Source organism: Streptomyces sp. NPDC057099, assembly GCF_042671245.1.
GTDB lineage: Bacteria > Actinomycetota > Actinomycetes > Streptomycetales > Streptomycetaceae > Streptomyces > Streptomyces purpurascens.
In genome coordinates, this window is sequence record NZ_JBHUTX010000001.1 from 130,962 (window position 1) to 156,930 (window position 25,969).

At 72.2% G+C, this 25,969-nt stretch carries 20 protein-coding genes; all 20 read right to left on the reverse strand.

Annotated elements, in window-relative coordinates; genetic code table 11:
• Positions 1-6 precede the first annotated feature (6 nt).
• The 20 genes from ACFT4A_RS00640 to ACFT4A_RS00735 are packed head-to-tail and all read right to left on the reverse strand — an operon-like array spanning position 7 to position 25,914.
• Positions 7-1,332, reverse strand: a complete 1,326-nt coding sequence (locus ACFT4A_RS00640) for a glutamate-1-semialdehyde 2,1-aminomutase (protein WP_382824631.1) — start codon at positions 1,330-1,332, stop codon at positions 7-9.
• A 7-nt stretch (positions 1,333-1,339) separates the two neighbouring features.
• Positions 1,340-1,891: a dTDP-4-dehydrorhamnose 3,5-epimerase gene (gene rfbC / locus ACFT4A_RS00645; protein ID WP_382824633.1), complete on the reverse strand. Its 552-nt coding sequence runs from the start codon at positions 1,889-1,891 to the stop codon at positions 1,340-1,342.
• Entirely contained in the window at positions 1,888-3,087 is a 1,200-nt protein-coding gene (locus ACFT4A_RS00650) for a polysaccharide pyruvyl transferase family protein (RefSeq protein WP_382824635.1), read from the reverse strand. Before ACFT4A_RS00650 ends, rfbC begins: the two co-directional genes overlap by 4 nt.
• Positions 3,084-4,031: a glycosyltransferase family 2 protein gene (locus tag ACFT4A_RS00655; protein ID WP_382824637.1), complete on the reverse strand. Its 948-nt coding sequence runs from the start codon at positions 4,029-4,031 to the stop codon at positions 3,084-3,086. The genes ACFT4A_RS00650 and ACFT4A_RS00655 overlap by 4 nt, the downstream gene beginning before the upstream one ends.
• Entirely contained in the window at positions 4,028-5,329 is a 1,302-nt protein-coding gene (locus ACFT4A_RS00660) for a hypothetical protein (RefSeq protein WP_382825204.1), read from the reverse strand. Before ACFT4A_RS00660 ends, ACFT4A_RS00655 begins: the two co-directional genes overlap by 4 nt.
• Before the next feature lie 5 nt (positions 5,330-5,334).
• On the reverse strand, positions 5,335-6,609 hold the full coding sequence (locus ACFT4A_RS00665) for a DUF4910 domain-containing protein (protein WP_382824638.1): 1,275 nt from the start codon (positions 6,607-6,609) through the stop codon (positions 5,335-5,337).
• Positions 6,606-7,631 carry an NAD-dependent epimerase/dehydratase family protein gene (locus ACFT4A_RS00670; RefSeq protein ID WP_382824639.1) on the reverse strand — a complete coding sequence of 342 codons (1,026 nt, stop codon included), beginning with the start codon at positions 7,629-7,631 and terminating at the stop codon, positions 6,606-6,608. Before ACFT4A_RS00670 ends, ACFT4A_RS00665 begins: the two co-directional genes overlap by 4 nt.
• A gap of 3 nt (positions 7,632-7,634) precedes the next feature.
• Positions 7,635-8,282 (reverse strand): PIG-L deacetylase family protein, encoded by a 648-nt coding sequence (locus tag ACFT4A_RS00675; RefSeq protein WP_382824641.1) that lies wholly within the window; start codon positions 8,280-8,282, stop codon positions 7,635-7,637.
• Positions 8,279-9,073, reverse strand: coding sequence for a glucose-1-phosphate cytidylyltransferase (locus ACFT4A_RS00680; RefSeq protein ID WP_382824643.1), 795 nt, complete (start codon positions 9,071-9,073; stop codon positions 8,279-8,281). Before ACFT4A_RS00680 ends, ACFT4A_RS00675 begins: the two co-directional genes overlap by 4 nt.
• A complete protein-coding gene (locus tag ACFT4A_RS00685) occupies positions 9,070-10,305 on the reverse strand; it encodes a class I SAM-dependent methyltransferase (RefSeq protein WP_382824645.1) in 1,236 nt (411 codons plus the stop codon). Before ACFT4A_RS00685 ends, ACFT4A_RS00680 begins: the two co-directional genes overlap by 4 nt.
• Positions 10,306-11,526, reverse strand: a complete 1,221-nt coding sequence (locus tag ACFT4A_RS00690; protein ID WP_382824647.1) for a glycosyltransferase — start codon at positions 11,524-11,526, stop codon at positions 10,306-10,308.
• 2 nt (positions 11,527-11,528) lie between these two features.
• Positions 11,529-12,779, reverse strand: coding sequence for an O-antigen ligase domain-containing protein (locus tag ACFT4A_RS00695; RefSeq protein ID WP_382824648.1), 1,251 nt, complete (start codon positions 12,777-12,779; stop codon positions 11,529-11,531).
• 1 nt (position 12,780) lies between these two features.
• Entirely contained in the window at positions 12,781-14,301 is a 1,521-nt protein-coding gene (locus tag ACFT4A_RS00700; RefSeq protein ID WP_382824650.1) for a right-handed parallel beta-helix repeat-containing protein, read from the reverse strand.
• A 9-nt stretch (positions 14,302-14,310) separates the two neighbouring features.
• Positions 14,311-16,284: an alginate lyase family protein gene (locus ACFT4A_RS00705; RefSeq protein WP_382824652.1), complete on the reverse strand. Its 1,974-nt coding sequence runs from the start codon at positions 16,282-16,284 to the stop codon at positions 14,311-14,313.
• Positions 16,285-16,286: 2 nt separating this feature from the next.
• Entirely contained in the window at positions 16,287-18,458 is a 2,172-nt protein-coding gene (locus tag ACFT4A_RS00710) for a bi-domain-containing oxidoreductase (protein WP_382824654.1), read from the reverse strand.
• A gap of 18 nt (positions 18,459-18,476) precedes the next feature.
• The gene (asnB, locus tag ACFT4A_RS00715) at positions 18,477-20,411 is read right to left on the reverse strand and encodes an asparagine synthase (glutamine-hydrolyzing) (protein ID WP_382824655.1); all 1,935 of its coding nucleotides are present in this window, start codon (positions 20,409-20,411) and stop codon (positions 18,477-18,479) included.
• 3 nt (positions 20,412-20,414) lie between these two features.
• Complete coding sequence (locus tag ACFT4A_RS00720) at positions 20,415-21,965, reverse strand: Wzz/FepE/Etk N-terminal domain-containing protein (RefSeq protein ID WP_382824657.1); 1,551 nt, start codon at positions 21,963-21,965, stop codon at positions 20,415-20,417.
• Complete coding sequence (locus ACFT4A_RS00725) at positions 21,962-23,332, reverse strand: Wzz/FepE/Etk N-terminal domain-containing protein (protein WP_382824658.1); 1,371 nt, start codon at positions 23,330-23,332, stop codon at positions 21,962-21,964. The genes ACFT4A_RS00720 and ACFT4A_RS00725 overlap by 4 nt, the downstream gene beginning before the upstream one ends.
• Complete coding sequence (locus ACFT4A_RS00730; RefSeq protein ID WP_382824659.1) at positions 23,322-24,608, reverse strand: glycosyltransferase family 4 protein; 1,287 nt, start codon at positions 24,606-24,608, stop codon at positions 23,322-23,324. The genes ACFT4A_RS00725 and ACFT4A_RS00730 overlap by 11 nt, the downstream gene beginning before the upstream one ends.
• On the reverse strand, positions 24,598-25,914 hold the full coding sequence (locus ACFT4A_RS00735; RefSeq protein WP_382824661.1) for a nucleotide sugar dehydrogenase: 1,317 nt from the start codon (positions 25,912-25,914) through the stop codon (positions 24,598-24,600). The genes ACFT4A_RS00730 and ACFT4A_RS00735 overlap by 11 nt, the downstream gene beginning before the upstream one ends.
• Positions 25,915-25,969: the final 55 nt, after the last annotated feature.

A 25,969-nucleotide genomic window follows, 5' to 3' on the forward strand; every position in this document is an offset into this window, starting at 1 on the left:
GTCAGGTCACGCCAGGCGGCGGAACACCGGCTTCACCGGCCGCCCGGCCAGCCAGGGGGTGGGGTCACAGGCGTCCAGTGCCTTCCGGTACACCGCACATGCCTGGGCCACCACGTCGACGGTGTGATCGATGTCGGCGTCGTCGAGCGCGCTGCTCACCACGAACGACGGGGCCAGCACCCCGCCCGCGAGGAGCCGGCGCAGGAACAGGGTGCGGTACTCCTGCGACGGCTGCCGGTTCTCGTCGAGGGTGGCGAAGACCAGATTGCTGGCCCGGCCCCGGACCACGACGTGGTCGCCGACGCCCATGGAGGCGGCGGCGTCGCGGACACCGGCGGCCAGCCGCTCGCCGAGGGCGTGCAGCCGCGCGGTGATGCCCTCCTCGACATAGGTGGTCTGCACGGCGATCGCGGCGGCCAGCGAGTGGGTCTCCGCGCCGTGCGTCGTGGACAGCAGGAACACCCGCTCGCCGGAGTGACGCAGCCCGCCCCGCTCCATCAGCTCGCGCCGCCCGGCCAGCGCGGAGACGGCGAAACCGTTGCCCAGCGCCTTGCCGAACGTGGAGAGGTCGGGGACGACGCCGTAGAGGCCCTGGGCGCCGGCCTCGGACCAGCGCAGGCCGGTGATCATCTCGTCGAAGATCAGTACGCAGCCGTGCCGGTCGGCCAGCTCGCGCAGCCCGGCGAGGTACCCGGGCGGCGGCTCGGTGTGGGTGGCGGGTTCGAGGATCAGGCAGGCGATCTCGTCCTGGTACCGGGTGAGCAACTCCTCCGTGGCGGTCAGGTCGCCGTACGGGAACGCCACGGTGAGGTCGGTGGTCTCCGTCGGAATGCCGGCGGACATCGGCGTGGTGCCGATGAACCAGTCGTCGGTGGAGAAGAACGGATGGTCGGCGCAGAGGGCCACCCGCCGGCGTCCGGTGGCGGCGCGGGCGAGGCGCACCGCGGCGGTGGTGGCGTCGGAGCCGTTCTTCGCGAACTTCACCATCTCGGCGGTCGGCACCGTGGCCAGGAAGCGTTCGGCGGCCTCGACCTCCACGACGGACGGCCGGACGAAGTTGCTGCCGCGGTCGATCTCGCGCCGCACCGCCTCGGTCACGCGTGGGTGGGCGTGGCCGAGGCTGACCGACCGCAGCCCTGACCCGTACTCGATGTAGCGGTTGCCGTCGATGTCCCACACATGGGCACCGCGGCCGTGGCTGATGACCGGGGCCAGGTTCTCGGGGTACTGGTCGTCGCCCTTGGCGTAGGTGTGCGCGCCCCCGGGGATCATGGCGTGCAGCCGCTCGTTGGCCGCCCGCGACCGGGGGAGGAGGAACTCTTCGGTGTCCACGCTCACTTCACCTTTCCATGTGCTTCAGGACCTCGGCGAGGCTCGGCGCCTCCCGGTCCCGCTGGGACATCGAGCTGACCGGCAGCGGCCAGGGAATGGCCAGCTCCGGGTCGTCGAAGGCGATCGTCACGTCCTCGGCGGGATCGTGCGGGCGGTCGATCCGGTACGAGGTGTCGGCGGTCTCGGTCAGCGCCTGGAAGCCGTGCGCGCACCCCGCCGGGATGTACAGGGTCACCTGCGTCTCGCCGGACAGCTCGAAGGAGGCCACGGTGCGAAAGGTCGGCGAGTCCGGCCGCAGGTCCACGACGACGTCGAAGATCCGCCCGTACGAGCACCGCACCAGCTTGGCCTCGCCGGCGCCGGAGCGCAGGTGCAGGCCGCGCAGCACGCCCCGGACCGAGCGGGACACGCTGTCCTGGATGAAGGCGTCCGGGTCGAGGCCCACCGAGCGGACCACGTCGGCGTCGAAGGTGCGGCAGAAGAAGCCGCGTTCGTCGGCGTACGGCGTCGGCTCGAAGAGGAACGCCCCCGCCACCTCCGGGACTTCGGTCGCCTTCATGGACTCTCCTTCGCTGGGAACAGGGCTGCCGTCAAGGCGGTGAAATGGTCTGCGAGTTGCCGGGCGGCTGCTTGGTTCCGCTCTGCCAAGGTCTGCCGCAGCTCCGCCGAGCGCTTCTCCAGCTCCCGGAACTGCTCCAGCAGCCGGTCGGCGTCGACCTCGCGCGCGGGATGGCAGTACGCGCCCAGCCCCATCCCCTCCATGAGCGCGTCGCTCTTCACCGCGTAGCTGAGTGCGAGCGTCGGTGTGCCGGCCTTCAGCGCGCAGATCAGGTTGTGGTAGCGGGTCGCCACCACGGCGTCGGCCGCCGCCGTCTCCTTCATCAGGTCGGCCAGCGAGGTCGCCTCCGCTGCGGTGACCAGCGGCGAGTCCACCGCGTCGAGGATCGCGGAGACCACCGCCGTGTCGCACGCGTCGCCGGTGAGCAGCCGGACCGGCCTGCCGTCCTCGACCAGCGCGCGGACGAAGCGGGTCGTCCCGTCGAGGTAGCGCCGGTGGATCTCCTCGGCCCGGGCGCGGTCGTCGTTGCCGCCGTGGAAGTCCATGACGCCGACGCAGACCAGGCCCGGGGGACCCGAAGGCGCGCTCACGGGCGGCGTCGGCAGGGCGAAGGCGAGGTCCGGGTAGACCTCGTCGCGCGCGGTGTCCACGCCCATCTCCCGCATCGCGTCGCGGGACTGTGTGTCGCGGTACGACCGGTAGGCGGCCAGCCGCGCCGACCGGCGCACCAGGGCCCGGGTCGCCCGGTCGCGGATCGCGGCGGCGCCGACGCCGACCAGCGCGACCCGGGTGCCGAACAGCCTGCCGGTCGCGCAGAGCAGGAACAGGGAGTACGGGAAGCCCCACGGCCGCAGCGGCAGCGTGGCCTCCAGGACGCCCATGCCCGGCACGATCACCACGTCGTGCCGGCGCACCCAGGCGGCGGTGCGGACCACGTCGACGAGCTTGCCCAGTCCCTTCCCCGCGATCGCGCCCGCACGGGACGCGGTCCGGTACTCCCCGCGGTACCAGTGCAGCCGCGTCGCGGGGATCCCGTACCGGGCCGCGACGACCTCGGGTCCGCCGCAGAGCGCGTCCACGACCGCCTTCGGATGCTCGGCGCGGAGGTACCCGAGTACGGCTTCCAGCGACCCGTCGTTGCCGAGGTTGCCGGAGCCGAGCAGGCCGAACACCCCGACACGTACGGCAGTCCTCATGTCCGCCGCCCCTCGCGTCCCGCGACGAGGTCGTCGACGGAGACGGTGAGCCCGGCCGGGTCGACCGGGGCGCGGTCCTCGACCCGCTCGCCGGCCCCCGGCCGCACGCGGCTGGTCATCCACGCGCCCAGGTGGCGGTAGCAGGCCCGCCGGTCGGCCGCGGAGAGCGGCGCCCGCTGAATCGCCGAGACGAAGCCCAGGACGTACTCGGCCAGCAGCCGGGGCGTCGGGTGCAGCGGGCCCGCCCGGCGCGGGTCCAGGTTGACGCACCGGGAGCGCTTGGAAGGGTTCGCCCGCTCGGCGCGGGTGGGGTGGTCGCGGCGGAAGTACAGCAGCTCCGGCACCTGATGGAAGGGCCCTTGCAGGACGATCTGGGCGACGAACGTCCGGTCCGCGTGGTGATAGCTGTCGTGCGGCTTCACCCGGCGCAGCATGTCGGCACGCATCACCCCGTAGAAGTCGTCGCCACCGGGCTCGAACAGGAAACTGCGGAAGCGCTCCGGCGCGTGCGGGGAGGCGGTGGCGAGCCCGTACTCGTACGGGACCTTCACCTGACCCTCGCCGTCGATGACCGCCTGGTCGGAGTGCGCGAGGACCACGTCCGGCCGCGCGTCCAGCGCCTCCACGCAGCGCCGCAGCAGGTCCCGGGCGTAGAGGTCGTCGTGCGAGGCCCACTTGAACAACTCGCCGCGGCACTCGGTGAACACGTAGTTGTGGTTCGGCGCGGCGCCGATGTTGCGGGTCAGCCGGATGTACCGGATGCGCGAGTCCTTCTCGGCGTACCGGCGGCAGATGTCCTCGGTCCCGTCGGTCGAGGCGTTGTCGGAGATGACCAGCTCGAAGTCCTCGTAGGTCTGGCCGAGCAGGGCGTCGAGCGACTCGGCGAGATACCGCTCGCCGTTGTACACGGGCAGGCCGATGCTCAGCCGGGGATGGGCGGTCATGACGTCCTCACTTCCGGAAGGGGATGGTGCTGGTGCTCGCGGAGGGCGGACCGCAGATGCAGCCACCACACGGCCGACGCGCAGACGGTCGCGGCGGCGACGCCCCAGGCCGAGCCGACCGTGCCGCCCAGGACCGCGCCGCCGAGCCCGCCGGCGACGTAGCAGGCGGAGGCGAACAGCTGGCAGCGCAGGCTGCGCCGGGCCGCGGCGAGCGCACGCAGCCCGGCCGCCGCGCCGGTGCCGAGGCCGGCGCCCGCGACGCCGAGGGTGACCGGCACGATGAGCTGTGCGGCGGAGTGCCAGACGTCGCCGAGCACGAACTCGCCGAGCCCGTCCGGCATCAGGAGCAGCGCCCCGCCCCAGAGCAGTGCGGCGGCGGCCTGCCCGCCCCCCAGCAGGAGGCAGAACCCGCCGAGTCGGTGGGGGGCCCGGCGCAGCACCCGTGCCGCCTCCGAGACGGTGACCAGCGACAGCCCCATCAGCACGGCCAGGAACGGTCCGAGCAGAAGCTCGGCGCCCCGGACCGCACCCACCGCGCCGACCCCCACGATCGCGCCCAGCCCGTACGCGCGCAGCTGGCTCGCCCCGCTGAGGCTGACGTTCTCGACCAGGTACCGGTAGCCGAGGTCGCGTTGCTCGCGCAGCCAGGCGCGTGCCCGCGTCACCCGGGGCAGGATGCCGGACTGGACGTATCCGTACCCGGCGGCCACCGTGGCGGACGCGCCCCAGGCGAGCACGAAGGCGGCGACGCTGCCTTCGCGGGCCGCCACGACCATGGCGGGGACGAGCGCGACGCCCCACACGAGGTCGTTGACGAAGGCCTTGCGTCCGGTGCCCGCGGCGAAGAACGCGTACCGCCAGGCATCCTGGAGCAACAGCCCCGGCAGCATGACGCCGAGACACGCGAACGCGGGCCCCACGCTGCCGCCGAGAGCGAGGCCGACCGCCAGACACGCCGCACCGATGGCGGCACCGACGCCTAGGGCGGTACCCGACGACCGGGCCACCGCCCCGCGCCAGGACGCGTCCGGCACACCGCTGAAGCGCACCACGAGCGGGTCGGTGGCGAGCCCGCGGGAGACGTTGAGCACCACGCCGTACGTCACCCAGGCGAGGCTGAACACGCCGAACGCGGTCACCCCCAGCGAGCGGGCCACATAGATGCCCACCGCGAAGTTGCTGATGCTGGAGGCCGCCTGGTCGGCCAGTCCCCAGGACAGCCGGCCGACGAAGGCCCGCCGCGCGGATCCGGCGGGTGCCGTCGGCGCTGTCCGGGGGCTCTCCTCCTCGGTGGTCATCGGTGTCATGCCTTGATCAGGCCGGCGCCGTGCAAGGCGTCGGCAGCGGCGGCGACGGTGTCGAACGGCAGCCCGGAGCGCTCGGCGACGTCCAGCAGACCGTGCTCGCCGTCGGAGAGGCTGAGCACCCAGAGCATGGCCATCTGCGCCTCTCTCGCGTCGCTGCGGCCGCCGAGGGAGTCGTACAACCCGCGTCGGCCCAGCTGTGGTTCGCCGTAGGGGCTGAGGTTGACGTACCGCCGGTTGCGGTCCAGCACGGCGAATGCCTCGCGGCAGACGGCGAGCGTGTCCGCCATCGCCTCCGGGGAGACGAAGTCCGGGTTGTCCGCCGAGGTGTGGTATTCGGGGTAGCCGGCGTACGGGGTCCGGCTGAGCGAGCCCACGCCCAGGTCGAACCCGGGCGAGCAGAACTGCCGCTCGTCATAGCCGTACGGAGTGAACTCGTTGACGCTGTGCGGGCGTTCGGATGCGGTCAGCACATGCCGCATCACCCGGTCGATCTCCGCGTCGCCGCGTCTGCTCTGTTTGTACGTCAGCTGTCCCGAGTCGCCGGCGCAGGCCAGCACCAGCCCGTGCTTGACCCGGTCGATCCGCTCCGCGTTGCGGGCCAGCCAGGTGATCGCCCCGATGGTGCCGGGCGCGAAGATGAACCGGTAGGTGTAGTACGGCTTCTGCTCCGCCAGCGCCCGGGCCAGGAACGTCGCCACCGCGATGCCGGCCAGGTTGTCGTTGGCCAGCGAGGGGTGGCAGACGTGGCAGGAGACGATCACCTCGTCGGCCACCTGCCCGGGCACCACGTGCTCGGCGTAGGTGAGGTGGCCGTCCGCGAGGGTGGAGTCGACGCACACCTCGTAGTCGCCGTCCGGCAGCGCGTCCAAGGTGTCCTGGGACAGGCAGAACCCCCATTCCGGCTTGTAGTAGCTGGTGCGGTACGGCACCCAGGTCGGGTGGTCCGGCAGGGTGTGCAGGTGTCCGCGCAGCTCCGACAGTGGCATGGTCTGCGACACCGGCACGCTGTAGCCGAGCACGTGCAGGCTGGACGCGGCGAAGTCGACGACCCGCTTGCCCCCGGCGTCGGCGATGTACGCGTCCCGGATGTTCCACTCCTGCGGCACCGTCCAGTCGAGCACCTGCGTCCCGGTCGGCACCTCGTGCACCTGGAGCGGGAGGTACTCGCCGACGATCTCCAGGGTGGCGCGCACGCCGTCGCCGGTGATGCTCCGGCAGAGCGGGTACAGCCGCTCCACCAGAGCGTGCATCTCCTCGCCGGCAGTGGTCATCGGCGCCACCGCAGGGTGTCGTCGACGGAGCCTGCGTCGGACGCGGCGCGCAGCACGGCGAGCCGGGTGAAGCGCCGCTCGAAGTCCTCCTGGGTCAGGCCGTGTTCGCGGTAGGCGTCGGCGAGTTCGAGCGCACCCCGCTTCACCGTCCACTCGCAGTCGAAGCCGGGGATCGCGGCGCGGAACCGGGAGAAGTCCACCCGGTACGACCGCGGGTCGGCACCGTTCTCCCCGGTGATCACCACCTTCGCGCCGGACACCGCCTCGGCGACCTGCTCGGCGATCTCGGCGACCGTGACGTTGTTGGTCTCGCTGCCGATGTTGAACGCCCGGTCGTGCACCGCTTCCCGCGGCGCGACCAGCGCGGCCGTGAAGGCCCGTGCGATGTCGGCGGCGTGCACCAGCGGGCGCCACGGGGTGCCGTCGGAGAGCACCAGCACCTCGCCGGACAGCAGCGCGTGGCCCACCAGGTTGTTCAGCACGATGTCGGCGCGCAGCCGGGGCGAGTAGCCGAAGGCGGTGGCGTTGCGCATGAACACCGGGCTGAAGTCGCCGTCGGCCAGCGCGTGCAGGTCGTCCTCCACCCGCACCTTGGACTCCGCGTACGGCGTCACCGGGCGCAGCGGGGCGTCCTCGCCCACCAGGTCGCCACCGCCGGCGGCACCGTAGACCGAGCAGGTCGACGCGTACAGGAAGCGCTGCACCCCGGCGTCGCGGGCCAGCCGGGCCAGCCGTACGGACGCGTGGTGGTTGATGTCGTAGGTGAGTTCCGGCGCCAGCGATCCCAGCGGGTCGTTGGACAGCGCGGCGAGGTGGATCACGGCGTCGAACCCGGCCACGTGTTCGGCCGTGACGTCGCGCAGGTCCACCCGGTGCCCGGACGGGTCCGCGGGCGTCGGGCCGAGGACGCAGTCGGCGAACAGGCCGGCGTCCAGACCGACGACCTCGTGCCCGGCGGCGGTGAGGACCGGGGCCATCACGGTGCCCAGGTAGCCCTGATGTCCGGTCAGCAGTACGCGCAAGGTTCATTCCCCCAGGTCGAGAGTGAGTTTGGTGACGGCGAACGCCTCGGCGTAGCGCTCGTGGCATTCGATGCCGCGGATCCGTGCGAGACCGAGGAAGGCCTCCCGGTCGTACCAGGGCCGGTGCCGCTGCGAGGGGTAGTGCTCCTGCAGCAGCCGCACCTTCCGTTCGGCGGTCTCCGGCGACAGCGGCTGGTACGCCGCCGGACGGCCGAGATCGCCGTCCCACTTGACGATCTCGTAGCCGAGCACGAGGTGGTCGCGGAACGCCGTGGGCAGCAGTTGCGCCAGGCCGCGGTGGTCCTGGTGCGCGTCATCGGTGCGCGGTGCGAGGATCAGCTCCGGATCGGTCCGCTCGCGCAGTTCCTCGACGGCGGCCTTGGCCTCCTCCCAGTGCGCGGGCATCCGGCCGTCCGGCAGCTTGAGCACGGTCAGCCGCAGGTCGGCGCCCGGGCAGAAGGCGGCGAGCGCGGCCCGCTCCTCCTGCTCCCGCTCGCCGCCACCGCCCGAGAGCACCAGCGCGTCGATCCGGATGCCCGGCCGGGCGCGGCACAGCGTCAGCAGCGTGCCGCCGGCGCCGATGGCGATGTCGTCGCAGTGCGCGCCCACCGCGACGATCCGGTCCAGGGACCCGGCCCCGAGCCGGATCACGCCCGCGCTCCGGCGGTGTCCCGTTCCCACACGGCCCACGGCCGGTCGCCCCGGGTGTAGGCGTCGTCGAGCGCGGCCCGCTCCTTCACGGTGTCGGTCGGCTTCCAGAAACCGCGGTGCTGGTGCGCCACCAGCCGTCCTTGCTTGGCCAGTTGTGCGCAGCCGTCGGCGACCAGGTCGCCGTTCTCCGGGATGTGGTCGAAGACCTCCTGGCGGAGCACGAAGTAGCCGCCGTTCTCCCACAGCGGCATGTCGCTCACCGCGGTGATGCCCCCCACCAGGCCGTCCTCGCCCAGGTCCACGCAGTGGAACGAGGACTGCGGCGGCACCACCATCATCGACGCACCGGCGTCGCGCCGGGCGAACCGGTCGATCATCTCCGGCAGCGGGGCATCGGTGAGCACGTCGGCGTAGTTGGCGAGGAACATCTCGTCGCCGTCCAGATGGTGCCGCACCCGGCGCAGGCGTTCCCCGATCGGCGACTCGATGCCGGTCTGCGCGAACGTGATCGTCCAGTCCGCGATGTCGGTGGACAGCAGCTCCGTCCGCCCGTCCCGCAGCACGAAGTCGTTGGACGTGGTCTCCTCGTAGTTGAGGAAGAAGTCCTTGATGTGATGGGCCCCGTACCCGAGGCACAGGATGAACTCCTTGTGCCCGAAGTGCGCGTAATAGCGCATGACGTGCCAGATCAGCGGTCGCGGGCCGACCATCGCCATGGGCTTGGGCACGTCGTCGGCGGCACCGCTCCGCATCCGCATCCCGTAACCGCCGCAGAACAGAACGACCTTCATGCCTTGACCTCGACAATGCTCAGTTCCGGGATGGGAAAGACCAGCCGGCCGCCCCACTCGTGCACGTAGGACAGTTGCTCGACCAGCTCGTCCCGCAGGTTCCACGGGAGGACGAGGACGTAGTCCGGCTTGTCGGCGGCGATCCGCTCGGGCGGCAGGATCGGGATGCGGGTGCCCGGGGTGAACCTGCCGTGCTTGTACGGGTTGCGGTCGACCGTGTACGCGAGCAGGTCGGGCCGGATGCCGCAGTGGTTGAGCAGGGTGTTGCCCTTGCCCGGGGCGCCGTAGCCCACGACCGTCTCGCCGCGCTCGGCCGCCTCGACGAGGAACCGCAGCAGGTCCCGGCGCACCTTGGCCACCCGGGCGGAGAACTCGGTGTACCCGGACAGCTCCTGAAGCCCGGCCGCCTTCTCCCGGGCCAGCACGTCGGCCACCCGCCGGGTCGGCTCGCCGGCCACCTCGGCCGGCCGGGCCCACAGCCGGATGGAGCCGCCGTGCGTCGGCAGCAACTCGACGTCCACGAGCGTGAGTCCACCGCTCGCCAGCGCCCGGGTGGCCGCGGCGACCGTGTAGTACTGGAAGTGCTCGTGGTAGATCGTGTCGTACTGGTTCTCCTCGATCAGCGTCAGCAGGTGCTGCACCTCGATGGAGACCCAGCCGTCGTCGGCGACCAGGGCGCGCAGCCCCTGGGTGAACCCGACGACGTCGGGGATGTGCGCGTACACGTTGTTGGCCACGACCAGGTTCGCCGGGCCGTGCTCGGCGCGGACGGCCGAGCCGGTGTCCGGGTCCAGGAACTCGGTGAGCGTGGGCACACCCGCGTCCCGTGCCGCCGCGCCGACGTTCACCGACGGCTCGACGCCCAGGCAGCGGATCCCCCGGTCCACCACGTGCCTCAGCAGGTACCCGTCGTTGCTGGCGACCTCGACCACGAAGGCGTCGGGGCCCAGTTCCAGCCGCTGTACGGCGTCGGCGACGAAGGTGCGCGCGTGCTCCACCCATGAGGTGGAGTAGGAGGAGAAGTACGCGTACTCCTTGAACGTCTCCTCCGGCGTGATGAGCGGAGGGATCTGCGCCAGCCAGCAGTCGGTGCAGACCCGCAGGTGCAGCGGGTACGCGGACTCCGGCTGGTCCAGTTGATCCGCGGCGAGAAAGCTCTCGCACGGCGGCGTCGCCCCCAGATCGACGACGCTCGCCAGCGCCTCCGAGCCGCAGAGTCTGCATCGTGTCATTTACTGCCCCCCATTGATTCGGTCCCCGATTGATTCCGACCGCCCCGCGATCGCGGTGCGGTACCCCTCCACCAGGCGCTCCAGGCCGACGGCCGGGCTGAAGCCCCGCTCGTATCGGCGCCGGGCCGCCTGGCCCATCTCCCGGTTGCGGGCTTGCTCCGCCGCGATCCGGCGCAGGCGGTCCGCGAGCGAGGCGGGGTCGCCCGGCCGGTGCAGCAGCCCGGTCACCCCGTCCTCGACGAGTTCGACGAAGGCGCCGTGACCGGCGGCGACGGTCGGGACGCCCGCCGCCATCGCCTCCACGACCACCAGGCCGAACGCCTCCAGCCATGTCGAGGGAGCCACCACGGCGACGGCTCGCGCGATGGCCTTCTGGCATTCCGCCGTGTCGTACAGGCCGACGTAGCGCACGTCGTCCCGGCCCGCCGCCCAGGCGGTCACCTCCGGCTCCAGTGGTCCCGTGCCGGCGATCACGAGCGGCACGCCCACACCGCCGCCCGCGGCGATCTCGTCCCACGCGGCCATGAGCAGCCGCACGCCCTTGGCCTCCGCGAGCCGGCCGAGATAGAGCAGATGCTCTCCGGCGCCCTCTCGGCACGTGCCCGGGTCGGGCACGAAGTTGTGCTTCACCGCCAGCCGCTCGGCCGGCATGCCGGCCCGCACCAGGACATCGCGCTGCGCCGCCGAGATGCAGAAGAACCGCTCCACGCCGGACCACCACCGCCGCCGGTTGACCGACAGGCTGACCGCGAGCGGCACCGTCGCCAGCCGGGAGTTGCGGTAGCAGCCGTGCCGGACGGCGGGCAGCGGCGTCGCCCCGACGCACTCGGTGCACGGCAGGCCGTCCCGTTGCAGTGTGCCGGGCGGGCAGACCTGCGTGTAGTTGTGCAGCGTGGCGACGGCGGGCACCCCGGTGTCGGCGCAGGCGGCCAGCACGGCGGGGGACAGGAGCGGGAAGACGTTGTGGACGTGCACCACGTCCGGCCGTTCGGCGCGCAGCCGGGCGGCGAGTTCCGTGCGGACCGCCGGGTTCCACGGCACCAGGAGCGGCAGCGCGGCCTTGCCCAGCAGGGACCGGGCGGCGATGTCGTCGCTGCGCCGCTCGAACAGCTCGACCCGGTGGCCGGCCTCACGCAGCAGCGCCACCTCCTGGTCGACGACCTTGTTCTCCCCGCTCGGCTGTGCCGAGGCGTAGCGGTTGTGCACCACGAGGACATGCATGGTCAGCTCACCTCCGATCTCTGGGCCCAGCGCGGGATGTGCCGTCGAGGGACGTCGGGCGTCGCCGGGGGAGCGGCCCCGGCGGGAGCCGCCAGCAGCGAGGCGGCCACGGCCAGATGCAGCAGATACGGCGAGGCGTCGCCCAGCCCGGCCTCGGTGTACGAGGCGATCGCGCAGTAGCTGATCAGGAAGATCGCGCAGGCCCTCGACAGCGACGGTGGCCGCAGCAGCGCGACGCCGCCCAGCACGATGATGATCGCGGCCACTATGGCCACCCCGGTCAGCCCCTGCTCGTGGTAGACGGCCAGCCAGCTGTTGTCGATCGGCAGCCCGCCGAACGACTTGTCGCCCAGGCCCGCGCCCAACAGATACTCCGAGGTCGACCGGGGCGCCGCCAGCAGGGCGTCCCAGACCTTGGCCCGGCCGGTGAGGCTGGTGAAGTTCTCCTGGCTCTGGCCGCGTAGGAACCACGCCTGCAGCAGGGAGCCGAACCCCACCGCGGCCACGGCGGCGCACAGCACCGCCCAGGCGAAGAACCGGCGGGCGGCGGCACTGGTCAGGACGAGCGAGCCGATCGCCAGCGCCAGCCCGATGAACAGGCCGAGCGTGGCCGTCCGGGTATGGGTCAGCGCCAGCAGGACGAACGCCGGCACGATGACCACCGCCGCGCTGCGCCGGTCGGTCCGGCGGCCCAGAACGAGCAGCACGGTGAGCCCGATGATCACCGCCGCGTACTGTCCGATCTGCGGCGGGGTGAGCGGCCACAACGCGCCGACCAGCCGCCCGCCGTAGAGCTCGGGCAGGGCGGCGCCCGGTGAGATGACCAGGCCGGCGGCCACCGACCCGAGGACCACGAAGTACATCCGGATGTGGTGCCGGACGAACGTCAGGCCGCCGTCCCACCAGCGGCTGAGCAGCCACAGCGTGCTGACGAAGAGGGCCAGCCGGGCGCAGCGGAACAGCGCGCCGAACCCGGACTCCAGGTCAGCGCTGGAGATCACGCTCGGCATCAGCAGCAGGGTGAGCAGGAACACGAAGGCACTGGCCCGGATGCGCAGCCGGAGATTGACGGCGAGCGCCAGCGCGAACGCGGCGACCAGCGCGCCCATGGTGACCATCTGGATGAGGGAGCGGGGCAGCGGGACGATGGTCTTCGCCCCGGCGGAGCCGAGCGTGTTGAGGATCAGCAGCCCCCAGGCCGTACCGACGATCCTCGACGTGTGGTCCGTGCGCCCTGTGCGGTCCGGGCCCACCTCAACCACCGTCCCGCGCGCCGAAGGTGCTGCCCGCGTCCTGCCGGTACGGCGTGCCCTGCCACTGCACGAAGTCGAGCACCCGGCTCGGGTCGTGGGCGACGAACTTCCACGGTCCGAGGTAGACGTTGTCGTGCCAGCGGTTGTGCTGCTCGCGGGTGATCGCCTCGGCCACCCGCTCGCCCTGGTAGGGCGACCAGTCCGGATAGGTGCCGTAGTTGGCCAGCACCGCCATGCGGTCGCACCTCACCGTGCACCCGACGACGGACGGGTCCAGCACGAAGCGGTTGTGGTGGATGTCCACCCGCTGGGTCTTCCACCGGCAGTCCGCGTAGAGCGGTGCGGTGGCGATCGCCGGACGCGCGCAGCGGTCGGTGTCCTTCACCAGCAACGTGCAGTCACCGGAAGAGGTGTTGGCCGGGCTGTTGCAGAACCGGTCGGCGTTCTCCCACAGGGTGATCCCGGACCAGTTGTTCTCCAGCACGTTCCGATAGATCTCGATCTTGTCCGTGCGGGCTCGGATCCGTGGCTCGCCCCCGGACTCGGACAGATAGACGGTCGCGAACGGGAAGTTGTCCCCGCGGTCGGCGTATCTGCGGCCCTCGACCCGGTTGTTCCGCCGGATCGTGTTCTTCCGGATGACCGCGTTGTAGCTGGTCTCGTAGATCAGCGCGGCACCGTCGTTGGCCTCGAGCACGTTGTCCTCGATGCGGAAGTCGTTGTTGTTGGTGTCCGCCCACAGCCCGGCGCCGCGGTTGTCGTGCACCCAGTTGCCGCGTACGTCGGCGCCGTCGACGGCCCAGAACTTGACGCCTCCGGTGCAGCCGCAGCCCTGCCGCCGCCGCTCCCAGTCGTCCGTGTTGTTGCCCACGATCTCGTTGCCCTCGACCACCAGGCCGCTGATCCGGCCGGTGGCCTTGTACGCGTTCATGCCGTACTGACCGTTGCCGCGCAGGCAGCTGGCGCGGACCCGCTGGCGGGCACCGGCCATCAGCCCGGCGCCGGAGTTGTTCTGGATCGTCGCGTGCTCGATCACCCACCCGTCGGCCGAGTCATGGTTGACCACGCCCTCGTTGTGCGGCGCGACGAAACCCTGCACGGTCAGGTGGCGGATGGTGACGTCACGGGCGGTGCCGCCGAAGGCGTACTGGTTGGTCCTCCGGCCGTCGAGCACCGCGCCCGGCGCGCCGAGGTAGGTGTTGCCCTTCTTGGGGAGGACCTGGGCGTAGCGCTCCGGATCGAGCCTGTGCTTGCCCGGTCGGAGCCAGAACGTGGTGTGCGGGGGGCTGCTCTTGGTCTTCGCGGCCAGGTCACCGGCCACCGCGGGGTCGACCGTCACCGCGCCCGCCGGTGCCTTCGCCGGCCCGGCCGCGGGCTCGGCGCACACCCGGGCCACGGACGTGGACGGCGCGGCGGTCGGCTCCGGCCGCGCGCCCGGCGTGCTGTCACAGCCGGTCGCCGCCAGCAGGGCCAACGCCAGCGGTGCCGCAGGCCACGCCCAGGGCCGCCACTTGATCCCCACGCGCCCCCCCTAGCCGCGGAACTCGAGCACGGTGGTGAACTCCCCCGACAGCGCGCCGCCGTCGGTGAAGCCGGTGCCGACCAGCGTGGTGGAAGGCTCCTTGCGGCCGAAGCCGGCGGAGTACCAGCCCAGCGGCGGGTCGTTCTCGCCGCGATGGGCCCGCCAGGACAGCTCCCCGGGCAGGTCGAGCACCGCGGAGCGGTCCTCGCCGTCCCGGGTCCAGCTGAGCACCGCCCGGTTGCCCACCAGGTCCGCGGTGATGGCCGGACCGAGGTGGAACGCGAGGCGCACGGCCCCGCGATCGCCGCGGACCTCGTCGACCACCCTCAGCTCCTGGCTCTCGGCCGTCAGCTCCACCCGGCGGCGGTGCACGGAACGCTGGTAGCCGTCGTGCTCGGCGCTCCAGCGGGCCGTCCCCCCGTCGGACGCGTCGGCTGTGTCCGTGACCAGGACGCGGCTGCGGGCCTGCCGCGTCCACAGGAACGGGCCGCCGGAGACCGACTGGTCGACGCCGTCCAGCTGCAGGGTGTTGTGGCCGAGGGTCGACCGGAAGTACTGCCGCCACTCCGGCTGCCCGTGATAGCAGTACGTCCCCGGGTCGGCGAGCACGTCGACCCCGTCGTGCCGGACCTCCACGGACAGCGCGTCCGCGTGGGCGTGCGCGGCGATGGACAGGAACCCGTGCGGACCACCGTCGCAGCGGCACCAGATCTCCCCCTGACCACGCGGGGCCGCACCACGCAGGATGGTCATGCCCGCGTCGGCGAAATGCGCCGGGCGGCTCGCGGGGCGTGCGGATCCCTCCGTCGCGTACGGCCGGAGGAGCGCGGCAAGAAGCGGGGTGCGCACATCGGTGCCGGTCACCGCCGGCCACCAGGCCAGCCGGCCGAACACGGCGTCCCCGGTGGCCAGCAGCGAGGCCCAGCGGTCGGTGCCCGGGCCGTCCACGACCAGACCGTGCCCGTCGTCCGCGTCCCCCTGGCGCGGCGGCCGTAACCGGTTGTCCACGACGGCCGCGAGCGCGTCGGTCATCCGCAGCAGCACCAGCCGGACCGACGCGGGGACCGGCACACCGGCGGCATCCGCCTCGGCCACCGCCGCCAGGCCGAGTTCCAGCACCAGCCCGTGATACTCGGTGGCCAGCTCGCGGTTGAGGCCGGAGCCGAAGGTGTTGCCGCGCAGGTGCCGCTCCAGCGACCGCAGCGCGTCGGCTCGCCAACGCGCCGAGGAGGGGAACCACCCGAACGCGCAGGCCGCGGCGAACTGCCCGGCGGCCTCGGCGATCACGTGGTTGTTCGCCGAGGACCCCCGGCTGGGGAAGGCGGCCAGCCAGCGCTGGTGGTGCCAGATCTGGTTCAGCGCCACCGGGTTGTCCTCGAACAGCTCGGCCACGCCCGGCCAGCCGTCGAGCAGCCGGCGGATCCACACCCACGACAGCAGCCGGATCCCCAGCTCGATCCCGCTGATCCAGTGCACTCCGCGCAGCGGCGGGTTGGCCGTCCACCACGACCGCAGGTGCGCGGCCACGCGCTCGGCGTACCGCTCGTTCCCGGTGACCGCGTAGGCGACGGCGAGCACGGTGAGGTACTGGTGCCGGGACAGCTCCCAGATCTGCTTGATGTCCCCGACCGCGTCCTCGTTCCGGTACGGCACGTCGAAGGCGTAGCCCCATGGTGCCCGGCGCCCGGTCTTCGGGTCGTACCACCAGTCCGGGTCGTTCAGGTCGTCGCGGACCACGCCGAAGTACTCGGCGTGCCCGTACATCAGCCGGTCCGCCTCGGCGACCAGACGCTTCGCGGCGTCCGGAGGTATCGCGCCGACCGTCCCGGCAGGCAGTACGGCGGTGAAGCGGGCACCGGTCACGCCCGGGCAGTCCGGCCGCGCCGACCGCCACAGCCGTCTGCGCACCGCGTCGCCCGCCCGGCCGCCGACTTCCCGCGGCCCCATCCGGGACAGCCGGCGTAAGTACCAGCCCGCGCTCATGCTCACAGCGCCCTCGCCAACGTCACCGGCGCGCCGCCGGCCAGGCCGGCCTGCACGGCGAGGGTGGCCGACGTGGTGGCGACGAGCGACTCCAGCGGCATCGGCATCGGCCCGCCGGTCCGCACGGCCTTGACGAACGCGGCCAGCTCGGCGTTCTGCCCCTTGTCCCGGGCCTTGGGCAGCCGCGAACTGACCCACCGCTTGCGGCTGTGGACCGAGGCACGGACGAAGTCGTCGAGGCGCAGCACCTTGCCGTCCGCGACGAGGTCCAGTGTCTCCTTGGGGAAACCGGGCGAGCCGGTGGTGACGTAGCTGATGGTGGCGGTGGACCCGTCCGGGTAGCGCAGCACGACCTGCAGGTCCTCGCTGCCGGGCGTGGCGACCGCGTACACCGACTCCGGGTCGGCATCGAGCAGCCAGCTCGCCGTGTCGATGAAGTGTCCGCCCTCGCCGGCGAACCGCGAGCCCTCGGTGCCCTGCCGGAGGTACCAGCTGCCGTGCTGCAGCCGGCCCGCGTTGACCAGGTAGCGCAGGCTCGCCGGCCCGGTGCGGGCGCCGAACCGCTCCTTGGCCTCCCGCAGCAGGGGCGCGAACCGGCGGTTGAAGCCCACCTGCAGCCGGTCGTTGCCGGACTCCTCCACCGCCGCGAGCACTCCGGCCAGCTCGTCCTCGGTGAGCGCCAGCGGCTTCTCCACGAACACGGCCTTGCCGGCCAGCAGCGCCCTTCGGGTCAGTTCGGCGTGCGAGCTGTGCCGGGTGACCACGAACACCGCGTCGACGGACTTGTCGCCGAGCACGGCGTCGAGATCGGTGGTCGCCTCGGCGAAGCCGAACTTCCGCTGCGCGTTGGCCGCGGACAGGGCCGTCGTGGTGACGACGGTCGACAACTCGACGCCCTCGCGCCCCGCCAGGTGCGGCAGCAGCATCGACGTCGCGTAGTTCCCCGCGCCGACGAACGCCAGCCGCACCGGCGTCCTGGCGGCACGGGCCGGACTCCGCTTCACGTTCACCGTGGGAACGGCCACCACCGGAGCCTCGGCTTCCACCGCCTGTTCGGGGTACCGGAACAGCACGGCCACGGCCTTCAACTCGCCGTCCTTCAGGCTCTGGTACGTCTCCACGGCGTCGTCGAAGTCCGCGACATGGGAGACCAGCGGCTCCACGTCGACGCGGCCGCGGGCGACGAGATCGAGGAAGCACGCCAGGTTCCGACGCTCGGTCCAGCGCACATAGCCGATCGGGTAGTCGCGCCCCTCCAACTCGTACTCCGGGTCGTAGCGCCCGGGGCCGTACGAACGCGAGAACCGGACGTCGAGCTCCTTCTCGTAGTACGCGTTCCACGGCAGGTCCAGGCGGCACTTGCCGATGTCGACGACCCGGCCGCGGTCCCGGCAGAGCCGGGCGGCCAGCTCGACGGGCTGGTTGCTGCCACCGCCGGCGGCCAGATACACCTGGTCCACGCCGTGACCGCCGGTGAGTTCGGCGACGGCGGCCTCCACGGCCGCGGAGGCGGGATCGCCGCAGGCCGCGGCGCCCAGACGCTCGGCGAGTTCGCAGCGCACCGGGTCGGGATCGGCCCCGACGACGCGGACTCCCGAGGCGGTGAGCAACTGCACCACCAGCTGTCCGATCAGCCCGAGGCCGATGACCAGCGCCACCTCGCCGAGCTGCGGCTCGCCCTGGCGGACGCCCTGCATCGCGATCGAGCCGACGGTGCCGAAGGCCGCGTGCCGCGGCGCGAGTCCGTCCGGCACCGGGGTGTAGAGGTTCTTCGGCACCCAGTTCAACTCGGCGTGCAGCGCGTGCTCGTTGCCGGCGCAGGCCACGAGGTCGCCGACCTTCACGTCGTCGATCCCGGCGCCGACCTGCTCGACCACCCCGCACAGCGAGTAGCCCAGCGGTGTGTAGGAGTCCAGCTTGCCCATCACCTTGCGGTAGGTGGCGGGCACCCCGTTGGTGGCCACGCTCTGCATGACCTTGGCCACCTGGTCCGGCCGGGAGCGGGCCTTGCCGACCATCGACATGCCGGCCTCGGAGACCTTCATCATCTCGGTCCCGGTGGAGATCAGCGAGTAGGCGGTACGGACCAGCACACCGCCCGGCTTGCACCCCGGCACCGGCACGTCGAGCACGGCCAGCTCGCCGCTCTTGTAGTTCTGAACAACCTGCTTCACTCGAACTCCTCTGAATTCCTAAGCCGTTGACCGAGTGCTCTGACCGGACCCAGAGGTCGCGTCGCGATACCAGTACTCGAGGGTCAGCACATGCCACAGATGCTTGGAGAAGTCCCGCTGCCCGGCGGCGTCCTCGGCGACCATGCGCGCCAGCGCGTCGCGCCGCAGGAGCCCGGAGCCGACGAGCACCCCGTCCTCGACCACCTCGCGCACCAGCGGCGCGAGATCCCGGCTCATCCAGGCCCGCAGCGGGGCGCTGAACAGTCCCTTGGGCCGGTAGACGATCTCCCGGGGCAGGACCGAGGTGGCCGCCTCCTTGAGCACGGCCTTGCCCTGCCGTCCGACGATCTTCCGGTCGCCGGGCACCGCGAACGCCGCCCGCACCACCTCGACGTCCACGTACGGCACCCGCACCTCGGTCGACGCGGCCATGCTGGAGCGGTCGGTGTAGGCGAGGTTGAGGCCCGGCAGGAACATCCGGGCGTCGGCCAGGCACATCCGGTTGACGAAGTCGTCCAGGTCGTTGTCCCGGTAGACGTCCGCGTGCTCGGTCAGCACGTCCTCGACCGTCCCGGCCAGATCAGGATCGACGAGGGCGAGCAACTCCTCCTGGTCGTACATGGTGTAGCTGCGCCGGAAGGCGGTCTCCTCCGGCAGATCGGCGAAGGACAGGAACCGCTTGGCGAACCGCACCGACCGGTATCCCCGGCGGGCCGTGGCGACCGGCAGCCGGTCCACGGCCGCGGACACCCCGCGCCGCAGCGGCCGCGGGACGCGCTGGTAGCGCAGCGCGAGCAGGTTCGCCAGGTGCTTGCGGTAGCCGGCGAACAGCTCGTCGGCGCCCATCCCGGAGAGCATCACCTTGACCCCGGCCTCCCGGGCGGCCTGGCAGATCAGATACGTGTTGATGGCGGCCGGGTCGCCGATCGGCTCGTCCAGGCTGTACGTCATCCGCGGCAGCAGGTCGAGCACGTTCGGCGCGATCTCGATCTCGTGCAGGTCGACGCCGAACCGCTCGGCGACCTGCCGCGCGTAGCGCAGATCGTCGGGCATCGCCTCGAACCTGGCGTCCTCGGCGCGGAAACCGATCGTGTACGCGGAGATCCCCGGCTGGTGACGGGCCGCCAGCGCGGTCAGATAGCTGGAGTCGAGCCCGCCGGAGAGGAACGTCGCCACGGGTACGTCGGAGAGCAGATGGCGCCGGGTCGACTCCTCGACGACGGCGGCCAGGTCCGGCAGCTCACCGCCGCGGGCCCGCTCCCGGCCCTCGGCAGCGACGTCCTTCAGGTTCCAGTACCGGCCGCGCTCCACCCGGCCGTCGGGACGGCACCGGAGCCAGCTCCCCGGCGGCAGCTTCTCCGCCTCACGGAACGCGCACCGCGAGTCCGGTACCCAGTAGTAGAGGAGCGAGGCCACCAGCGCCCCGTGGTCCACCTCCAGCGTCCCGCCGGTCGCGGCGGCCAGCGCCTTGAGCTCGGAGGCGAACACCAGCCCCTCGCCGCGCCGGAGCAGGAACAGCGGCTTGATGCCGAGCTGGTCGCGGGCGAGCACCAGCTCCCCGGTCCGCTCGTCGAAGATCCCGAACGCGAACATGCCGCGCAGCCGGGGCAGACAGTCCGTGCCCCAGCGCCGCCAGGCCTCCAGCACCACCTCGGTGTCCGAGGTACCGCGGAAGCGCACCCCGGCCGCCGCCAGTTCGGCACGCAGCTCGGGAGCGTTGTACAGCTCGCCGTTGTACGTCAGGACGAGGCCGCCCGAGACCATCGGCTGGGCGCCGGTCTCGGACAGGTCGATGATGGCCAGCCGGCGGTGCCCGAGGTGCACTTCGCCGTCACCGGCGGGGTGGCTGTACCGGCCCGCCCCGTCCGGACCACGGTGGGCGAGGGTGTCGGTGAGCCGGTCGGTCACGACCTTCCCGTCCGGCCAACGGTATGTACCTGCGATGCCACACATGTGCTACCGCGCCTCCTGGTCGTCGTCCGGGACCCGTGCGGCCCACATCGCCGGCTCTGTCCGCCGCCGCTCTTCCCCCACTGCCTGAACGGCGTGGGAGGTACCCCCACCGTTCTGCCGGGCAGGCGGCCCGGTCCGGCCGCGCAGCGCGGTCTGCGGCCCGTTCCACAGCGTGCCGTCGGTCCGGTCACGCGGATCGGGGTCGATCAGCACCACACCGGTCACCGCGATGCGCTGGTCCGCGAGCTGCCGCGCCACGGTGTGCAGCCATGCGGCGCTGCCGTGCCCGGCACGCACGACGAGCACGGTCCGGGTGCCGAGGTAGCGGAGGTCGGTCCACGCCGTGCCGGGCGCCACCGAGCCGACGCCGAACCGGCGCTCCTGAGGTGACACGTCATCGGCACGCTCGCCGCCGACCACGGTCGGGTCTCCCGGCTTCGGGCGGCGGTTGGCCAGCTGTCGGCCCGGCAGACCATCGACGATGACCACCGGGCCCTCCGCAGCCAGTGCCCCGGCGAGGTCCAGGGCGATCGCGCTCGTGCTGCGCGCACAGCCCAGTTCCAGCAGCGACACCGGTTCCGCGGAGCCGCGCACGGTGCGGGCCAGGGACGTGGTGAGCCTGGTCCGTGCCGCCCGGATCCGTCGGCGCCGCCACAGCCCGGCCGGTCTGCGGGGCAGTTCCGCGATGACCGAGGCGCCGAGGTTCGCCGCGATCTCCCGGCGCAGCACGGGGCGGTCCGCCACCACCGTGCCGACCGCGGCCACCGCGAGCCCGAGGACGAGCCCGAGGACGAGTCCGATGGCGGCGTTCGTGGCGGCGGTCCTGGGCAGGGAGTGCCGTATGGCGTGCGGGGCGTCCACGATCTGTGTGCCGGCGATGAGCTTCGGCGTGCCGATGCGGGCCTCAGCGGCGCGCTGGCCGAAGTCGGTGATCCGCGAGGTGAGTTCGGCCCGGCGGGCGAAGAGCGACTCCATGTCCGCCGACGCCTGCGGGTCGCTCTGCGGCGGTCCGTCCCCGATCGCCTTGTTGACCTGGGCGAGTTCGTCCCGCATGCGGTCACGCTGGGCGAGCAGGGTCTTGGCCTCGGCGTTCGCGGCTTCCCGTATCCGTCTCACATGGTCCGCGACGAACGCCTCGGCCAGTGCCTTGGCCCGGGCCACCGCCTCCGCGTCGCTGTCACCCGTCGCAGTGATCTGCAGCAGGTTGTTGGTCAAGCCGATGCCCCCGTAGTCCTGCATGAAGTCCTCCGGTTTCTCGGGGGACTCGAGTGCCTTCAGGGCCTTGCCGGCGATCCGCGTGGTGCGCAGCAGCTCGACGTCGGTCCGGATCAGTGTTCCGGGGTCGTTCGGCTGGTCCTCCTGATGCGCGACCAGCACCTTGGTCACCGCGGTCGGCGGTGGCGGCATGAGGATCGCCACCGCGGCGCCGGCGAGCAGCCCCAGCAGCGCCATGGCGCCCCAGAGGCGGCGCCTCCTGCGCACCGCGACCACCAGCGCCTGCAGGTCGAGCAGCGGAGCGGCCGACGACTCCGACGTCGTGCTCGTCGTCGTCACCTCGAACCCCCCGCCACGCTGTCGCCGACCGCGAGCGCCGGTGCGGCGGCGTCCCGGAGACGGCCGCCGGACCGCGTCGGACGGGCCCGGACGGTTCCGGCGGCGAGGACGATGCCGACGACCTCGTGCCGGGCGTCCGCACACGCCCCGGCGATGCCGGCGAGTTCCCCCGCGGTCCAGCTGCCCGCGCTGAGCACGACCAGGGCCCCGGACTCGTCGCCGCGGTCCGGCACCATCGGCCGGGGCACGGAAACCCCCACCACCCGCAGCAGCGGATCGCCCTCGGCCTCGGTGACGAGCTGTCCGGCGGCCCGGCGGGCGATCTCGTCGCCGTCCGGGACGACGACCAGCAGCCGCCGGGGGGCGGGCAGCCGCTCCCGGAGGCGGGCGCACACCCGCCGGTAGCGGATCTGCCTGCCGGTCTCGTCGCCGGACGTCTGCGGACTCGGCAGGTCCCAGCGAGTGTCGACGCCCAGCAGCCGCCGGATCCGGGCCCGCGGGTCACGGTCCTCCGGCCCGCGCGCGGGCTGTTCACCGGGTACGTCGACGGTGCCCAGCGGCGCCGAGCCCAGTGCCGCGGCGATCTCCGGTTCGGTGCGCAGCCGGCGACTCATCCGCGCGGCGGTGAGATGACCGGTGACCGCGAACAGGAAGAACAGCAGCGCCCCGGCGACGACGAGCTGCGTCCTCGTCGGCGGTGCCTCACCGTCCGGCCGGGCCGCCGGCCCCATGACGACCATGTTGGCCTTGTCGGCGGCCGGGTCGGCCTCGTCCAGCTTGTTGACGGCCTCCTGCAGCGTGGTGCGCAGCTTCGCGAGCTCGGTGCGGGTCTGCACGCTCTCCACGGTCTGCCCCGGGTCGGCCGCATCGGCCAGCTCGGTGATGCGGCGGCTGGTCTGCACCACCAGCTGGCGCAGTGCCTCGGGCCGCGCAGCCGCGTCGGCGTCGGTGTCGTCGCCCGCGATCCGCGCGGCGAACGCGACGAACTGCTGGGCCACCTGGTCGGCGAGCCGCTGTGCGCGCTCCGGGGTGTCGGCCGTGCCCGAGATCTTGATGATGTTCCCGTCGGCGGCCCGGGCGCTCACCCGGTCCCGCAGCTCGCTGCCGCTGACCCCGGCCCAGCCGAGCGTGGCGGCCGCGCGGTCGACCACCACCGAACTGCTCGCGATCTCCGTCTGGGTCAGCAGCTCGCGCTCCTCCCACGCCCCCGGCAGCAGTACCGATGCCGATGTCGTGTACCGCGGAGGAAACAGCAGAGAGGTGCCGTAGCCGACCAGCGCGCCCACCACCGTGAGGATGAGGAGAAGCCGCCCGCGCCGACGGATAATCCGCCCGATCGTGACCAGGCGTATCGTTTCATCGTTCAACAGTGCGGCCTCTTCCCAGCCTGGTGCGGGTCGCTCTTGACACGGGAGCTTGATCACGGCAGGCAGCGGCGTAGGCGGCGAGCAGCGACGCCTGCGAGTTCCGCCAGGAGAGCGGGCCGCCGATCCGCTCCTGGCCGATCTTGCCCATCCGGGCCCGCTGCTCCGGATCGTCCAGCAGCCGCGCGATGAGCCCGGCGAACTCGGACTCGTCGTTGGCGGGCGCGTAGACGGCGGCGTCACCGGCGGAGACCCGCGCCTCCCGGAGGTCGAACGAGACGATCGGCCGGCCCATCACCATGTATTCCAGGACCTTGTTCATGGTCGACACGTCGTTGAGCGGATTGCGCGGGTCGGGGGAGAGGCACACGTCCGCCGTGGACAGGTAGCGCACCAGGTCGGCGTCCGGAATACGCCCGGTGAAGCGCACCTGCTCCGAGAGCCCGAGCCGCCGGGACAGTTCCACCATCGCGTCGAAGGCGTCGCCCGCGCCGACGAACACCGCGTGCCAGTCCGTCCGCCCGAGGTCGTCGCGCAGCTTCGCGAGTGCCCGCAAGGCGTAGTCGACACCGTCCTGCGGGCCCATGACGCCCAGGTAGCACAGCAGATGCGGCTTGCCGCGCTTCAGTTCGGGCTCGGGCGGTACGGGGTGGAACCGCTCGATGTCGGGCGCGCTGCGCACCACGAAGACGTCCTCCGGCCGCCGACCGCCGCGGCGCACCGCGACGTCCCGGTAGCTCTCGTTCGTGGCGAGCACGACGTCCGCGGCCCGGTAGGTCAGCCGTTCCAGCCCGCACACGGCCCGGTAGAGCAGATCCTGGCCGCGGTCGAACCGGGAGAGGTACAGCTCGGGTACCAGGTCGTGCTGGTCGAAGACGAACCGCGCGCCGCGCCGCTTCATCCACCGTGCGGGCAGGAACAGCAGGTCGGGCGGGTTGCAGGCGTGGACCACGTCGACCGGGCCGACCTTGCGGGCCAGCCGGACCGTATGCCACAACGCCGTTCCGTACTCCCGCAGATAGCCGGCCGGCCCTCCGGTGGCGGCGCGCAACGGGTAGCGGTGGATCCGCACCCCGTCGATCTCCGCCTCCAACTCCGTGTCTCGCTTCTCCCCCCGGGGACAGATGACGTGCACGTCCCAGCCCGCGTCGCGCAGCGTCGTGCACTCCTGCCACACCCGCCGGTCGAACGGCACCGACAGGTTCTCCACCAGGATCAGCGCGCGCCGCTCCGACCGCTCGCCGCCGGCTGTCTCACCAAACGATGTGTTACCAAGCAAGGCCCACGTACCCCGGTTCGGTCTGACGCGCCTCGGCGTCGGGAAGGCGGATGAGGTCGACGATCACGGGGCCGTCGCCATGGGGGAGCGCCGACAGTACGGCCGGGTCCCTGGTGCCGACCAGGCACACCTCCGCGTGCTCGAGCACCTCGTCGACGGAGTCCGCGAGCAGCTGCGCGAGGTGCGGCAGCCGGCTCTCGATGTACTCGCGGTTCGCGCCGAGCAGCCGGGAGAGGCTGACGTTGGCGTCGTAGATCTTGAGGTCGTAGCCCTTGCCGAAGAGCCTCTCCGCCATCTCGACGAGCGGGCTCTCACGGAGGTCGTCGGTGCCGGGTTTGAAGGACAGCCCGAACAGGCCCACACGGCGTTTTCCGGTGCGCTCGACCAGGTCCACCGCGCGTTGCAGATGGTCGGAGTTGGAGGGCAGCACATGGGAGAGGATGGGCACCGAGACGTCGGCCCGCTGCGCCGCGTGGACCAGGCTGCGCAGGTCCTTGGGCAGGCAGGAGCCACCGAAGGCGAAACCGGGCCGCAGGTAGGCGGGGCTGATGTTCAGCTTGCGGTCGGCCAGGAACACGTCCATCACCTGGTGCGAGTCCACCCCGAGTGCCTGGCACACGGCGCCCAGCTCGTTCGCGAAGCCGATCTTGAGGCCGTGGAAGGCGTTGTCCGCGTACTTGATCGCCTCGGCCGTCGGGATCGGCACCCGGAACACCTCGCCGGGCAGGCCGTCGTACAGCGCCGCCACCGCGTCGCCGCTTGCCGGGTCGAGTTCGCCGATGACGGTCTTGGGCGGGTCGAAGAAGTCCCGCACGCTCGTGCCCTCGCGCAGGAACTCCGGGTTGACCGCGACCCCGATGTCCACCCCGGCCGTGCCGCCGACGGACTTCTCCAGGATCGGCACCAGCAGGTTCAGACAGGTGCCCGGGAGCATGGTGCTGCGGAACACCACGGTGTGCCGCCCGCCGCGCTCCGCCAGCGCGGCGCCGATCTCCTCGGTGACCCGCTCCAAGTAGGTGGTGCACAGACTGCCGTTGGGCTCCGACGGCGTGCCCACGCAGACCAGCGACACCTCGCTGTCCATGATCGCCTCGCGGACGTCACGGGTGGCGCGTAACGCTCCGGTCCGCACGACCTCGGCGATGAGTTCGCCGATCCGCTCCTCGACCACCGGGGCCTTGCCGTCGTTGACCAGGTCGACCTTCACCTGGTTCACGTCCACCCCGACGACCTCGTGACCCATGCTGGCCAGGCACGCGGCCGACACACAGCCCACGTAGCCGAGCCCGAAAACGCTGACTCTCATGACTCGTTCCTCCCCCCAGGCAGGCCCTGACGGCCTGCGATCCGCGCGCCGGCCC

Coding starts and splice junctions, on each gene's coding strand:
- rfbC (WP_382824633.1), bottom strand. CDS start 1,891: ATGAAGGCGACCGAAGTCCCGGAGGTGGCGGGGGCGTTCCTCTTCGAG.
- ACFT4A_RS00655 (WP_382824637.1), bottom strand. CDS start 4,031: ATGACCGCCCATCCCCGGCTGAGCATCGGCCTGCCCGTGTACAACGGC.
- ACFT4A_RS00650 (WP_382824635.1), bottom strand. CDS start 3,087: ATGAGGACTGCCGTACGTGTCGGGGTGTTCGGCCTGCTCGGCTCCGGC.
- asnB (WP_382824655.1), bottom strand. CDS start 20,411: ATGTGTGGCATCGCAGGTACATACCGTTGGCCGGACGGGAAGGTCGTG.
- ACFT4A_RS00690 (WP_382824647.1), bottom strand. CDS start 11,526: ATGCATGTCCTCGTGGTGCACAACCGCTACGCCTCGGCACAGCCGAGC.
- ACFT4A_RS00735 (WP_382824661.1), bottom strand. CDS start 25,914: ATGAGAGTCAGCGTTTTCGGGCTCGGCTACGTGGGCTGTGTGTCGGCC.
- ACFT4A_RS00660 (WP_382825204.1), bottom strand. CDS start 5,329: ATGACCACCGAGGAGGAGAGCCCCCGGACAGCGCCGACGGCACCCGCC.
- ACFT4A_RS00705 (WP_382824652.1), bottom strand. CDS start 16,284: ATGAGCGCGGGCTGGTACTTACGCCGGCTGTCCCGGATGGGGCCGCGG.
- ACFT4A_RS00685 (WP_382824645.1), bottom strand. CDS start 10,305: ATGACACGATGCAGACTCTGCGGCTCGGAGGCGCTGGCGAGCGTCGTC.
- ACFT4A_RS00680 (WP_382824643.1), bottom strand. CDS start 9,073: ATGAAGGTCGTTCTGTTCTGCGGCGGTTACGGGATGCGGATGCGGAGC.
- ACFT4A_RS00665 (WP_382824638.1), bottom strand. CDS start 6,609: ATGACCACTGCCGGCGAGGAGATGCACGCTCTGGTGGAGCGGCTGTAC.